The 13,573-nt window shown below is 46.4% G+C and carries 9 protein-coding genes; 6 read left to right on the top strand and 3 right to left on the bottom strand.

Going from position 1 to position 13,573, the window contains the following annotated elements; all coding sequences use genetic code 11:
- Positions 1–214: 214 nt before the first annotated feature.
- From LSG37_RS15145 to LSG37_RS15130, 4 genes are all read left to right on the top strand, one after another.
- Positions 215–763 (top strand): NAD(P)H-dependent oxidoreductase, encoded by a 549-nt coding sequence (locus LSG37_RS15145; RefSeq protein WP_233080691.1) that lies wholly within the window; start codon positions 215–217, stop codon positions 761–763.
- Complete coding sequence (locus LSG37_RS15140) at positions 753–2,576, top strand: cation:proton antiporter domain-containing protein (protein ID WP_233080690.1); 1,824 nt, start codon at positions 753–755, stop codon at positions 2,574–2,576. Before LSG37_RS15145 ends, LSG37_RS15140 begins: the two co-directional genes overlap by 11 nt.
- A 3-nt stretch (positions 2,577–2,579) precedes the next feature.
- Positions 2,580–3,086 carry a cyclic nucleotide-binding domain-containing protein gene (locus tag LSG37_RS15135; RefSeq protein ID WP_233080689.1) on the top strand — a complete coding sequence of 169 codons (507 nt, stop codon included), beginning with the start codon at positions 2,580–2,582 and terminating at the stop codon, positions 3,084–3,086.
- A gap of 127 nt (positions 3,087–3,213) precedes the next feature.
- Positions 3,214–4,353: a GGDEF domain-containing protein gene (locus LSG37_RS15130; RefSeq protein ID WP_233080688.1), complete on the top strand. Its 1,140-nt coding sequence runs from the start codon at positions 3,214–3,216 to the stop codon at positions 4,351–4,353.
- Positions 4,354–4,443: 90 nt separating this feature from the next.
- On the opposite strand, the gene rimO is transcribed toward LSG37_RS15130, so the two are convergent.
- On the bottom strand, positions 4,444–5,844 hold the full coding sequence (gene rimO / locus LSG37_RS15125; RefSeq protein ID WP_233080687.1) for a 30S ribosomal protein S12 methylthiotransferase RimO: 1,401 nt from the start codon (positions 5,842–5,844) through the stop codon (positions 4,444–4,446).
- 250 nt (positions 5,845–6,094) lie between these two features.
- On the opposite strand from rimO, the gene ahr reads away from it, so the two are divergent.
- Complete coding sequence (gene ahr, locus LSG37_RS15120; RefSeq protein ID WP_233080686.1) at positions 6,095–7,096, top strand: NADPH-dependent aldehyde reductase Ahr; 1,002 nt, start codon at positions 6,095–6,097, stop codon at positions 7,094–7,096.
- Between the two features lie 158 nt (positions 7,097–7,254).
- Positions 7,255–8,625, top strand: a complete 1,371-nt coding sequence (locus tag LSG37_RS15115; protein ID WP_233080685.1) for a DUF2252 family protein — start codon at positions 7,255–7,257, stop codon at positions 8,623–8,625.
- Between the two features lie 46 nt (positions 8,626–8,671).
- Here the strand turns inward: LSG37_RS15115 and LSG37_RS15110 are convergent, their stop codons facing one another.
- Together LSG37_RS15110 and LSG37_RS15105 are read right to left on the bottom strand one after the other, a co-directional pair.
- Positions 8,672–10,522, bottom strand: a complete 1,851-nt coding sequence (locus LSG37_RS15110; RefSeq protein WP_233080684.1) for an FTR1 family protein — start codon at positions 10,520–10,522, stop codon at positions 8,672–8,674.
- A gap of 196 nt (positions 10,523–10,718) precedes the next feature.
- The gene (locus LSG37_RS15105; RefSeq protein ID WP_233080683.1) at positions 10,719–13,298 is read right to left on the bottom strand and encodes a TonB-dependent receptor plug domain-containing protein; all 2,580 of its coding nucleotides are present in this window, start codon (positions 13,296–13,298) and stop codon (positions 10,719–10,721) included.
- Positions 13,299–13,573 lie beyond the last annotated feature (275 nt).

Here is a 13,573-nt window from a genome sequence, read left to right as displayed (position 1 = left end):
TCAATTTTCCTTATTTGAATTGAACTGTCCTGTTTGGACCTCAATAAGGTAACTTGATGTTTATTTTTTGTAAATAGTTAATGTTGTGGGAACAAGGTCGGGTTTGCTTTAGTCACTCCATAAAAAAATATGCTCAAGCCATGGATTCAACTTGCTACATCCGCTGCACTCATAAACACTGTAGTTACTGCTTTTAAAGGATAATCAGCCAGTTATGATCAGTTTGTTATATGCTCATCCTTATGCTCACCATGCCCGACTGGAACAAATGATGCTGAATGCTGTGCAACATTGGCCCGGTCTGGAGCTGCGCGAGTTGTATCAGTTGTATCCGGATTTTTACATTAACGTCGCCCTGGAAAGAAAAATGCTGCAAAGCAGTGCTGCTATTGTTTTGCATTACCCTATGCAGAGCGGCCTACCGCCCGCTTTGCTAGTGCAGTACCTGCATAAAGTGTTTCAGTATGGCTGGGCTTATGGCAAAAATGATGCCGGTGAAGCCGTGATGCCACTGCAGGGGAAAAGCTTTTGGCTGGTTACTCATGCCGTGGCCAGTCATCATGAACTGGACCCTTGTTATCAGCAAAGCATGTTTACCCCTTTGCGCCAGTTGGCCCTGTCTTGTGGCATGAGGTGGCAACAGCCGTTAATGTTGCCTGTATTAACAGATGCAACAGTTGCAACTCAAGCCGCTGAGTTATTTCGCCAGGGCCTGGAACAACTTAGGTTAGCTAACGACGACAGGGATCCTCATGCATCTTAATGTGCTTACTTATCTGATGATTTATCTGGCCGCTATGGTGCTGGTGGTGCCTTTAGCCAAACGTTTTGGTTTAGGTGTGGTTCTTGGCTATTTGTTGGCAGGCATAGCTCTGGGGCCATCGGGTTTGGCTGTCGCCAGTAATACCGATGATATTAAATTGCTGGCAGAGTTGGGCGTAGTGCTGATGTTATTTAGCATAGGGCTGGAATTGGATGCGAAAAAGCTCTGGGCTATGCGCCACAGAGTATTTTTATTCGGCACCTTGCAGTTTGTGGTCTGTGCTTTAGGTATTGCCATAGCAACCACCTTTTTAGGCTTGTCCTACGCGTTGTCGGTTTTTATCGGTTTAGCTCTGGCTTTATCTTCTACCGCAGTTGCAGTGCAATTGATGAAAGATCGTAATTTAATGGGCTCGCACACAGGGCAGTCGGTATTTGGTGCTTTGTTATTGCAGGATATGGTGGCTATTCCACTATTGATTGGAGTGAGTTTAATAGCGCCTTCAGAAGGCACCGCAGAATTTAAAGCCTTGCCTGCATTGGCTGCTGTAGTGGCTGTTATTTTAACCGGCCGTTATCTTATTGGTTACTTGCTGCACTGGGTGGCACATTATGGTTCCCGTGAGTTGTTTGTAGGCCTAGCTTTATTGCTGGTGATTGGTGTGATGGAGCTGATGACAGCTGTTGGTGTATCGGCCGGTTTAGGTGCTTTTATTGCTGGCGTGCTGTTGGCAAGCTCAGAGTTTCGTCATCAGTTAGAGGCCGACTTAGAACCATTTAAAGGCCTGTTTTTAGGATTATTTTTTATCACTATTGGCGTCAGCATCAATATGCAATTGTTAAGCTCACAATGGCAGCTGATCAGTCTGTTATTGCTGCTGTTTGTCGGTTTAAAGTTGTTGTTATTGTATGGTGTGGCTACTGTGTTAAAAATTGCCGGGCCTGAGCGTTTCAGTTACGCAGTATTGCTGGGGCAAGGCAGTGAATTCGCTTTTGTGTTGGCGGCTTTGGCTACAGCAGGAGCGCTGTTAACGGGCACTGAAGGTGCCACGCTGAATTTAGTGATTGCCTTGTCTATTGCGGTATCGCCTTTGCTGATGAAACTACAGGACGCCTGGGCTGCCCGTCAGCAAAACCAGGGACAGCAGCAGGACAGCAATGTGGAGAACAGCGAAAGCCCGGTAATTATTGCTGGTTTTGGCCGTTATGGTCAGATTTTAGGTCGTTTGTTGTTATCCAATGGCATAGTGCCTACAGTGCTGGATCACGACTCAGACACTATTCAAACCATGACCAAATTTGGTTTTAAGGTGTACTACGGCGACGCCAGCCGCATGGATGTGCTGGAAGCAGCTGGCGCTGCTGGTGCCAAAGTGTTAGTGATAGCAGTAGACGATGCGCAGGCTATCAATGCCATAGTCACTAATGCTAAGCAGCATTTCCCTCATTTAACTTTGATGGCCAGAGCCAAAGATGTGGCGCATATGTATCAGCAGCGCCAGATGGGAGTGCAGCATATTGAGCGTGAACTCTTTGAAGCCTCTTTGCGTCAGGGCAGAGAGGTGTTGTCTGTATTGGGTATGGGGCAGTATGAGGCCAAAGAATTAGCAGACAGGTTCAGAGCGGCCAACTATCAACTGCTTGATAAAATGCAGTTGGTTCGTGAACAGCAGGATGAAAAGAACTACATTCAACTGCTCAGACAAAGCAGGGAAGAGCTGCAACGTCAGTTGGAGCGGGAAAGCCGTGATGCGCCACAACGTTATCAGGGCTTGTCCTCCAACATGGGTTCAAGGGAAAACACCAAGGAGTAGCACGTGAGCTATACCAATAAATTGCGGTTAATGGAAATTCTGGCCAGGATCCCATTGTTTAAAGATTTACAGCCTGCCGACAGAGAACTTATTTTGCTTATGCCCAAAGCTTTTGAGGTATGTAGTCAGGGGGAGGCGCTGATCAAAGAAGGGGGCTACGAGCCATTTTTTTATATTATTTTGTCCGGACAAGCGCTGGTGTATCATCGGCAGCACCAGATCGGACAACTCTTGCCTAGCCAGTTTGTTGGTGAAGTAGGTTTTATTTGTAATGAACCGCGCAGCGCAACAGTGGTTGCTGAAACTGATATGGTGCTGATGAAAATAGATACGGACAGTTTTCAGCGTTTGCCCGACCGCGTACGCTCAGCCATTAAAGACAAAATTATTGCTGGCTTAACCCAAAGAGTGGCGCAATTGAGTGAAAGACTGATTGAGTTGGATGGGGTATTGCCGGCCCCCCGATTGCTGTCTATTGATGAGGAGATACAACTTAATCCAGGCAGTTAAACTTTGTTACTGGCAGTGTAAGTTGTTTGTGTAACTGAAACATCCGAGGCTATACTGCCGAAATATTGAGACGACGGAGTACTTAGTCATTAATTTTCATGGATTTGAACTGCATTTACCCACGCTGATGCTGTTAACCTTAGTGGTCAATCTGATGATTGGCTGCTATCTGGCTATGGTGTACGTACTACGCCGCCATGATCAAAGTTTTTTGGTATGGTCCATTGCTTGTTTTGTCTTTGTTGCCGGGGGTTGTGCCGCTGGTGCCAGAGCTTATATCGACCAGCCGCTGCTGACTTATCTGCTGGCAGATTTGTTACTGTTATTGTCACCAGCTTTAGTGGTAACAGGTTTGGTGTTGTTTTTACGCGGTCAGTTGAGCGCACGTTCCAGACAACAAGCCGCTTTATTGTTTGCTCTGTACCTGTTGCCTTTAAGTATGTTGTATCAGGTAAATAATGCCTCAACTGCGTTAACTTCTTTAAGCATTGCAGTGGTATTTATTTATGCCATTGTGCTGCTGAGAAAAGCCCGTTTAACCCCGGTTTTTCCTGTGTATGTGCTGCAATTGTTTTTTGTTTTGCATGCAGCCTTGATGTTGCTACAGTTCTTTTTGGTGATACCTCTGATTGGTGAAGACTACAGAGCTTTAGCTTTACCCAGCTTGCAGTGGGTATTGCTGGGTCATGTTTTGTTAACCACCAGCACAGGTTTTATGTTGCCACTGTTGTCGTTTTCGCACACCGAAAATCAGTTGCTGCGACTGACCGAACTGGATGACTTAACTCAATTACTGAACCGCCGTGAGTTTTTAAAAAGAGCCAATCAGACCTTGTTAAACAGCAGACGCCAACAGCACAGTGTGGTGGTGCTGATGATTGATCTGGACCATTTTAAGTTAATCAACGACAGATGGGGCCATGCAATTGGCGATATGGCGCTGAAAAAAGTAGCTGATTTACTCAAAGTAGGGCTGCGAACCTCTGATTTAATAGGTCGGCTGGGCGGTGAAGAATTTGCGGTACTGATGCCTAATACCAGCGCTGAGCAAGCAGCTTTAATTGGTCAGCGTTTATGTGAACGTATTGCTCACCATGCCTGGGAAATAGAAGCCAGACCGGTCAAATTGACGGTCAGCGTGGGTGGAGCTACCTGTGTGGATGCACTGCGCGATCTGACTGAACTGCTAAAAGATGCCGACGACGCTTTGTATCAGGCCAAAGCGGATGGACGAAACCGAATTGTGTTTGGTTCTGATGGTGCTTAATCGCTTTTGCTAACCCAAAGCACAACAAAAAACGGCCTGGAGGCCGTTTTTTTATCTACTGAAACAATAGCTGCAACTTACTCAGCTCACTTATTCGACTAAGCTGCCCCATAAATCGTATTCGTCCGCTTCTTCAATCACTACATCCACCAGATCGCCTGGCTTTAATGAAGTTTCACCATTCAAATACACAGCACCGTCAATTTCAGGAGCATCAGCGAAGCTGCGGCCAATGGCACCTTCATCGTCCACTTCATCAATTAACACTTTGATAGTACGGCCAATTTTGCTCTGTAAACGGGCGGCGCTGATACGCTGCTGAGTTTCCATAAAACGATGATAACGCTCATCTTTTACGTCTTCCGCAATTTGATCCGGCAAGTCGTTGGCTTTTGCGCCTTCCACCGGGCTGTATTTAAAGCAGCCTACGCGGTCGAGCTGAGCTTCTTCTAACCAGTTTAATAATTCCTGGAATTCTTCTTCCGTTTCGCCTGGGAAACCGACGATAAAGGTAGAACGAATAGTCAGTTCAGGGCAGATTTCACGCCATTTTTTGATGCGTTCTAATACACGGTCAGACTGACCAGGGCGTTTCATCAATTTTAAAATACGCGGGCTGGCATGCTGGAATGGAATATCCAGGTACGGCAATAACTTACCTTGCGCCATTAATGGGATCACATCATCCACATGAGGGTATGGGTAGACATAATGCAGGCGAACCCAAATGCCTAAATCAGCTAAGGCTTCACACAACGACTGCATAGAGGTTTTGACAGGTTGGCCATTCCAGAAACCTGTGCGGTGTTTCACATCCACACCATAAGCGCTGGTGTCCTGAGAAATAATCAGCAGCTCTTTGACGCCGGCTTTTTGTAAACGCGCCGCTTCATCCAGCACTTCGCCAATAGGGCGGCTGACTAAGTCGCCACGCATCGAAGGGATAATGCAGAAGGTGCAACGGTGGTTACAGCCTTCAGAAATTTTTAAGTAGGCGTAATGTTTAGGCGTTAATTTAATGCCGTGATCCGGTACTAATTGCATAAAAGGGTCGTATTTTGGCTTAGGCACAAACTCGTGTACTTGCTTTAATACGTTTTCATAGGCATGTGGGCCAGTGATACCTAAAACATTTGGATGCACTTCACGGATTTCGTCTTCACGGGCACCTAAACAGCCTGTGACTATCACTTTGCCGTTTTCAGCCAAAGCTTCGCCTATGGTATCTAAAGATTCCTGCACTGCGCTGTCGATAAAACCACAAGTGTTTACAATCACCAAAGCTGCATCGTCATAGCTTGGAACTATTTGATAACCTTCAGTTTTTAACTGAGTCAGAATGCGCTCTGAGTCCACCAGGTTTTTTGGGCAACCTAAACTTACAAACCCGATTTTTGCGCCTGAGCCATTGGCTTGCGCCTGAGCCGTCAGGCTTTTCACTGGTGTTTCCAGTGTGGTGGTTTGTGATGGGTCAAAGGTTTCGACTGTCATGTAAATCCTGCAAAGTAAAAGGGCCGGAAAAAAAGTGCGCGGATTATACCTGAATCGACCGGAAGATACAGTGCTTGCTGTATAAAAAACGCTCAACAAGAGGGCGTTATCTTCGGCTAATGGAACAAGAACAGCAGAAAGTGATTAAACAGCTGGCATTATGCGGTCAACTGCACTGTAACTTTGTTGATCCTGACCAATACTCTTGGCGTAGCTGTTTAACTTCACCTTTCTTTTTACAGGAGTTCTTATGATCAAAGCCTATGCAGCGTTAAAACCTCATTCACCTTTGGCTGTTATTGAGTTCGAGCCTGGTCCTATAGGGCGACAGGACGTTGAAATTGATGTGGATTATTGTGGTATTTGCCACTCCGACTTATCGATGATCAATAACGAGTGGGGCATGTCGTCTTATCCCTTAGTGGCTGGTCATGAAGTCGTAGGTCGTATTGCCGCTGTGGGTGCCGATGTCAGTCATTTGAAACCAGGGCAGGTGGTCGGGCTTGGCTGGCATTCGGGGTATTGTCAGGTGTGCAGCAGTTGTGGCAGTGGTGATCACAATTTATGCGCAACAGCCCAAGGCACTATTGTCGGTCGTCACGGTGGTTTTGCCGATAAAGTACGGGCTAATGCTGCCAGCGTTGTGGCTTTGCCAGAAGGTATGGACGCAAAAACCGCAGGTCCTTTGTTTTGTGGTGGTATTACGGTGTTTAACCCTATGCTGCAGTTTGATGTCAAAGCCACCGACAAAGTGGCAGTGATAGGTATTGGTGGTTTGGGCCATATAGCGCTGCAGTTTTTGCGGGCTTTTGGTTGTGAAGTCACAGCTTTTACCTCCAGCGAAAGTAAAACCGCCGAAGCCAAAGAGTTAGGTGCTCATCATTGCATTAATTCCAGAAATGCCGATGAAATAGCATCAGCTGCAGGGCGTTTTGACTTTATTTTAACGACGGTGAATGTGAAATTAGACTGGAACCTATACCTGTCCACTCTTAAGCCTAAAGGCCGTTTGCATTTTGTTGGAGCCACCCTGGAACCGCTTGATCTGAACGTATTTAGTCTGATTATGGCGCAGCGTTCTGTGTCTGGTTCGCCTGTTGGCAGCCCTGCAACTATTAAAAAAATGCTGGATTTTGCTGTGCAACATGACATTAAGCCAGTTGTTGAGACGTTTAAGTTTAATCAGATCAACGAAGCTATAGCGCATTTGGAAAGTGGCAAAGCCCGTTATCGTATAGTGCTGGAGAGATAAACGGCCACTAAGTGCAAATAGCTGTGCTTCGGGCGCAATGACGGTTCATGGACTCTCTCCACCTCGCTGTTGTTGTGCTTTGTTACAAAACTGCTGAAGATTTTGGTATCGGCTAGCGTAGTATCCATCAACAGTTGTCAGAATGTATTGGGGATGTTATGCAACAAGAATCACGTGTTCAGCAGTTACAACAAGAATTTAAACGCACAGATGCAGTAGCTCCGGGCGTGGATCCGTTGCTGATTAAACATCAGAAAATGGCGCTGAACCCATTCCGGTTTTTACGCGGCAGTTCAGGGCTTTTTTATGCGGATATCAAAAACGCTGTATTGAAACTACCTGCGTTACTCACTACAAAAATCCCGCTGACGACTGTGATAGGGGATTGTCATTTATCTAACTTTGGCTTTTTTACCGAAGAAGGGTCGTCCGGTGACAGAGTGATATTTGCTCCCAATGATTTTGATGATGCTTGTGTTGGCCATGCGGTATGGGACTGGAGCCGTTTTGCTGTCAGTATTTTATTGGCAGCGGATTATTGTCAGGGTGTAAAACAACAACGTTATGCCAATGAAGAAGAGCTGGAACTGGATGCGTTGCAGGTCGCAACAGCAAAAGACGCTATTGCCGCAGTGCGCTGTTTCTTAACTGCTTATGTCGCTCAATGTCAGGCTATTTTAGAAGAGCCAGAGCTTCGATATTCAGTGCTGGATGATTTTCCGAAAAACCATGTATTAAAACCTGTACTGAAAAAAGCCATTAAACGCTCTGCCAAAGGCGAAGACTTTTTACGCAAAAGCACCCTTGCCAAGGTGGCTGATTTATCAGCGCGCCCTCTGATCTTTAAACAAGATCCTGTGAAATTCAGCCGCTTAAGTGAAGAGTTGTACAAGGAGGTGGATTTCACTTTCCGGCCTTATGTCAGCGACGATATTTTAGATATTGTCACCCGCAAGGGCGCTGGTACAGGTTCGTTAAATATGCAGCGCTATTATTTGCTGGTGGGGCCAAAAGACATACATTCAGAAGAAGATTTGGCTTTGTGTCACCTGATTGAAGCCAAGCAACAACGTGATTCTGCACCTTTGTATTTTTTCCCGAATTTAAGCCCTATTAACCGGCTAAATGCCGCTCATTTAACAGTGGACTGCCAGAGATTAATGCAGCGTCGTCCAGACCTGGTATTGGATGAACATTATTGGAATGGTGCTCATTATCTGGTGCGCTCACTGCATCACGCTAACGTAGATGTTGACCCGGAAGATGTATGTTTTGCTGAAAACGCTCCGGGCGAAGAACTGGCCGAATATGCAGAGGCCTGTGGCCGTACTTTGGCTTTATCACACAGCAGAGGCGACAGACGATCATTTCGCTTCGAGCAAGCCGTAGTGAAGTATTTACCCAAAGCTACCGATGAACTGGTACAGGCTTGTATTGATTATGCAGAGCAGCAAAAAACAGACTGTGAGTTGCTGGGCCAATTGTTGGGTCAGACCTCAGGTTCTGACCTACAGGCCGAAACTATCTAAAGCTTTTGAAACTATGGGGTCAGAGTCAAGACTCTGACCCCTGAGCCTAACCTTTGCGGCTGCGCACCAGATACACCAAAGCAATCAGTACTAAAACCGACTGTAGAATGACACCCTGAGTATTAGGATAAAAACCTAACCAGCTGATGGTTGGCAGGTTCAACTGACTAACCGACAAAGTACCGGCTTCTTGTAAAGCAGCTATGCCTTTACCCGCCATAACAATGGCCAGAACCAGCATCAGCAGTGCCGTACTTCCAAAGAAGGTTTTCAGTGGTAATTTCAATGCGAACTTAAATACAGCAACACCTACAATAGCTAACAACACCAGAGCCGAAGCTATGCCAGCTATAAAGCTTTGCTGCGCCTGTTCGCCGCCCTGTAACCACAAGGCCTGATAAAACAGAATAGTTTCAAAAGCTTCACGGTATACTGCTAAAAACACCACCAGACCTAAACCAAAATAGGCGCCGCCTGATACGGCGTTTTGTACTTTGCTCTGAATAAAGTGGCTCCACTCTTTGGCGCTGGTTTTGCTATGCATCCAGAATCCCATATAGAACAAAATAGCGGCGGCAATCAGTGCTGTGTAACCTTCAGTCAGCTCACGGGACGCACCTGAGATATCAATGACATAACTTGAGACAAACCAGGTGACAACACCTAAGGCCAAAGCACCCATCCAGCCAATATGCACTGTGTGACGCAAAACGGGTTTGTCGGTTTTTACTGCTACGCTGTAAATAGCTGCCACCACCAATAAAGCCTCTAAACCTTCACGTAATAAAATCAGCAGCGCTGCTAAAAACACATTAATGCCGCTTAATTGAGTTTCCGACAGTTCAGTCTGAGCTTGCTTTAACAGGCTTTGAATTTCAGCGATACGAGGCGCAACCGCATCTTTTTGCATTGGATCTTTCAATAACTGACGTAAACCCATCATGCTGTGTTCTATCTGATCACGAAGCGGGGCATTGACTGTGCCTAAGGGGTTTTCTACCAGTTCAAAACCATCCAGATAAGCCGACACCGCCTGATCGTAAGCCGCTTGCGGGTTTTGAGCATACAAATCAGCAGAAAGTTGTAATTTTTGCTGAGCTATCACTAATGGATCTTTACTTTTGGCCTGGAAAAAACGTTCTGGATGACTTCGGAACAGACTCATCAAGGCTTCGCCAAAGTCAGGGTAAAGCTGAATCACATCTTTAGGTGTGGCAGTTAATAAGTCTTTTACTGCACCGCTTTCAATCATTGCATCTGGCACTTTGCTGGTGTCTATATCTTTACTGGCGATATGACCGACATAAAAGGCCAGATCCCAACGGCTTTGTTCATCTAAATGGGCAAAAGACGCCATGCCGGTGTCGGCCACACCTAAGGTTATCGTATTAAACAAACCATAAGCGCTGCGTGCCTGATAACGTTCCATTTCATGGAAGTTGGTTGGGGCAGGGTCCAGCTGTGCTCCGGCAGGGCCATCTCCCATAGCTGTAGCACCATGACAAGCAGCGCAATTGGTCGTAAATAAAGCTGCCCCTCGTTTTAGATCCGGGCTTTGTTTTGGCAGCGGAATAGAAGGCATAGCGGCAATAACAGCCTGACGCATAGTTGCGGTTAAGGCCTGAATATCTTTTTCTGCCGCTTTAGCTGCGATCAGCTGTTTTAATTGGGCTGATTGCTGCTGCAAAGCAGCTGGCGCTGTGGAGACTTCTTCGGCTATTAACGAAGAAAACTCCTGCATTTCACCATATTCAGCCTCACTGACAATGTTGCCATCCACCACAGCTGCACTGTAATCAGCACCTATGTATTCAATGTATTGGATTAATTTATCTGAAGCGACAGCAGGTAAGGCCAGCAGGCTGACCAAAGCAATAACACTACGAAAGGCCATCATGTATTCACTTAATTGATGTAATAGGAATAGTTCTCATTATATTGATTGCTGATAGTGAAACCTAGTGCCTTTAGTCTTTTCCACCAAAGTTTGCGATAGAAAAACAGCAAGCCGGGGCTTGCTGTCAGAAAGGACCGGAAAAAAACAGGGCACTGCACCATCGCAGGCCCTTAACTTCATCCAGGTAGAAGAAAACTTAAAACTTCACTGAGTAACGCAAAGTCCAGTGACGGCCTAACCAGTCGTGGACTGAGCTGGCGTAACCATTGGTAGGTGAAGAGGCATAAGGTGGCTCTTTGTCTGTCAGGTTACGGATACTCAGTAATACACTCTGATTGTCGGTAATGTCATAACCCAGGCTGGCATTGTACGTCAGCCATGAGTCGACGGTTTCATTGTCAAACTTAAAGTCACCGTCCCCTAATGAACTGATGTAATGCGCGCCAAGGCTGGCATTCCAGTTGCCTAAACTCCATTCAGTGCCTGCATCTGCGACAAATTCAGGGCGTGCTATTTCAGCAGCGCCGCTGAGTTTGCCTAACAAATCTTCAGCCGGACTGTCTGCCGTGATCTGACGCTCATAAGATAAAGTGCGGGTACCGGCGACAGTGAATTTAAAATCACCTGCATTGCTGGTGGCCAGTTTGTAGTTCAGTTTAAAGTCGACACCGTCCGTTTTTTGGCTACCTACGTTAAAGAAGCCTGTACGTAAAAAGGTTAAATCGTTACCGGCATCAACAACACAACCAAATTCGCCATTCAGATCCGCTTCGTCATCAACCACTGGTGCAGAACCTGCGATACAGGCGCGTAAGGTGGTATTGGCGTCTACATCCACAATGTCTTTATGGGTGTAATGCCAATAATCGATAGTAAGCTGCAAATCGTCGGTCAGATTCCAGGAAGCGCCAATATTGATGGCTTCTGAGCTTTCTGCATCCAGATTTTTATTGCCTAAGGTTTCCTGATCAAATTCCAGCTCACCTGCAGTAGCACCAAAGTCGCCGCACAGTGCATCAAATGGCTGACCAGAACCACAGTCGATATAGTTTGCTATTAACGAAGTACCAGCGCCTAACTGTGACAACGAAGGCGCGCGGAAACCTGTACTCCAGGAGCTGCGTAAAATTAAATCTTCAGTGGCACGGTAACGTAATGACAGCTTAGGATTTACATCACCACCAAAATCGCTGTAATGGTCATATCGCAGTGCTGCAATGGCGTCCAGTTTTTCAGTTAAAGGAATATTAAACTCACTGTACAGCGCATATTGGGTGCGATCCGCTGCGGCGTCACTAGCGCCTAATGCAAAGATGCCTCCGTTTTGCGCCACTTCTGCCGGATTGTCAGAGATTTCTTCGCCGCGGAATTCACCACCAAATACCGCACTTATATCTTCAAACAATGTACCTGCGAAGTTGAAATCTACTGAGTAGACATCAGATTCACCAATACGAGGCGCAATTTCACGCAAACCAGCAATCACAGCCTCTGAGTTATCACGCCCTAAGTTAAAGGGATTAAAGCTGCCATTGAGTATGGCTGCATCAACTTTAGCTATCCCCATATAACCTGAAACATGAGTAATTTCATTGTCTGTTTTACCGTAAGTTACTGCGGTTTCCCATGACCAGTCGCCAAGCTCTCCACGTAAACCAGCTAACACGCGATAGCTTTTACTGTCGTAATCCTGAACGCGACGCTCTGGAAAACGTGAGCGAATACGGATTTGATTCACTGCACCATTTTGCGCGTCTATATCTCTGGCCCATTGCGGCACAAGAGCTGAGTTACCTGCTACTCTGATGTCAAAAGCTGCGGCTGAGTCGTAGGCTGAACCGGTATTTTGTTGCAGCATAGCCTCAGCAAAAAACTCCCGATCATTGCCTAAACGGTAAATGTGATTCAGCGTTGCGCCTACAGATTTACTGTCCGGCTGGATAGCTCGTTCGTTGACATAGTCGTACGAACAGCGTGTACCGCCATTGCTGGTGGCAGTGCCACACCATGGCTCGGCGTAATCGCTGCCGTCTATGGTGACGCGGGTACTGGATTTAAAAGTGACGTCGATAGGACGGTCTGCATTAAACAGCGCGTCCTTATCAAAGTAGTCGATCACTACTGTGGTATTGCTGTTAGCTGTGCTGAAACCACCTGTATAGGTCAGGTTGTATTTACGGAAATCACTGCTGGCGGTGTCATCGCCATATGATGCTGTGAGTTCCTGGCCTTCGTAATCTTTACGCAGAATAAAGTTGATGACACCGGCTATGGCATCTGAGCCATAGACTGATGAAGCACCATCGGTCAGAATTTCAACCCGCTCCAGCGCTGACATTGGAATGGCATTGACGTTCACAAAAGAGTCAAAACCATTGGTGAAGGAGTCAACAGCAACACGGCGGCCATTGACCAACACCAAGGTAGAGCTTGAGCCTAAGCCGCGTAAACTGACACCTGCAGCACCTGCTGGTGTACCGTCATTGCCTGCAACACCACCGTTTTCAGTGAAGGTACCAGCGCTTGATGCCTGAGGTAAATCCCGTAAAAAAGCGCTGACACTGTCATAACCTTTTTTTGCTAAATCATCCCGGCTGAATATTTGCAGCGGGTTAGCGCCTTCCATGTCCACACCTTTAAGGCGTGAACCTGTAACTTCAATTTTTTCTATGTTTGCTTCGTTATTTTGCTCTGTTGCTTCAGCCTGTTGTGCATACGCCTGTGATACGCCAAACAGCGCACACAAGGTTGCTAATCCAATTTTACTGAGCTTCATTTTTTATGTTGTGACATGTTGCTTCCTCTGGTGTTGATGTTGCCTGATGGCAATCTGTTTTTTTCGGACAAAAAAAGGGCGTGCCAGAGCAAGAAGCGCAGCAAATCAGACAGCGACAGCAGAAAACAGACGGATCAAGGCCTGAAAAATGCTGTCAGCATGCAAATAAGTAGGGTGTTAGTGATGGCTGTAAAACAGGAACCAAACGAACACACTTCTGGCTATGGCAGAAGTTGTTCTAATTATTGAACCACTCGGAAAGGTAATAGGTAGAG

The organism is Rheinheimera soli (assembly GCF_021290985.1).
Lineage (GTDB): Bacteria > Pseudomonadota > Gammaproteobacteria > Enterobacterales > Alteromonadaceae > Pararheinheimera > Pararheinheimera soli.
Note: the sequence above shows the minus strand (reverse complement) of the source record. Positions and strands in the feature narration are given on the sequence as shown.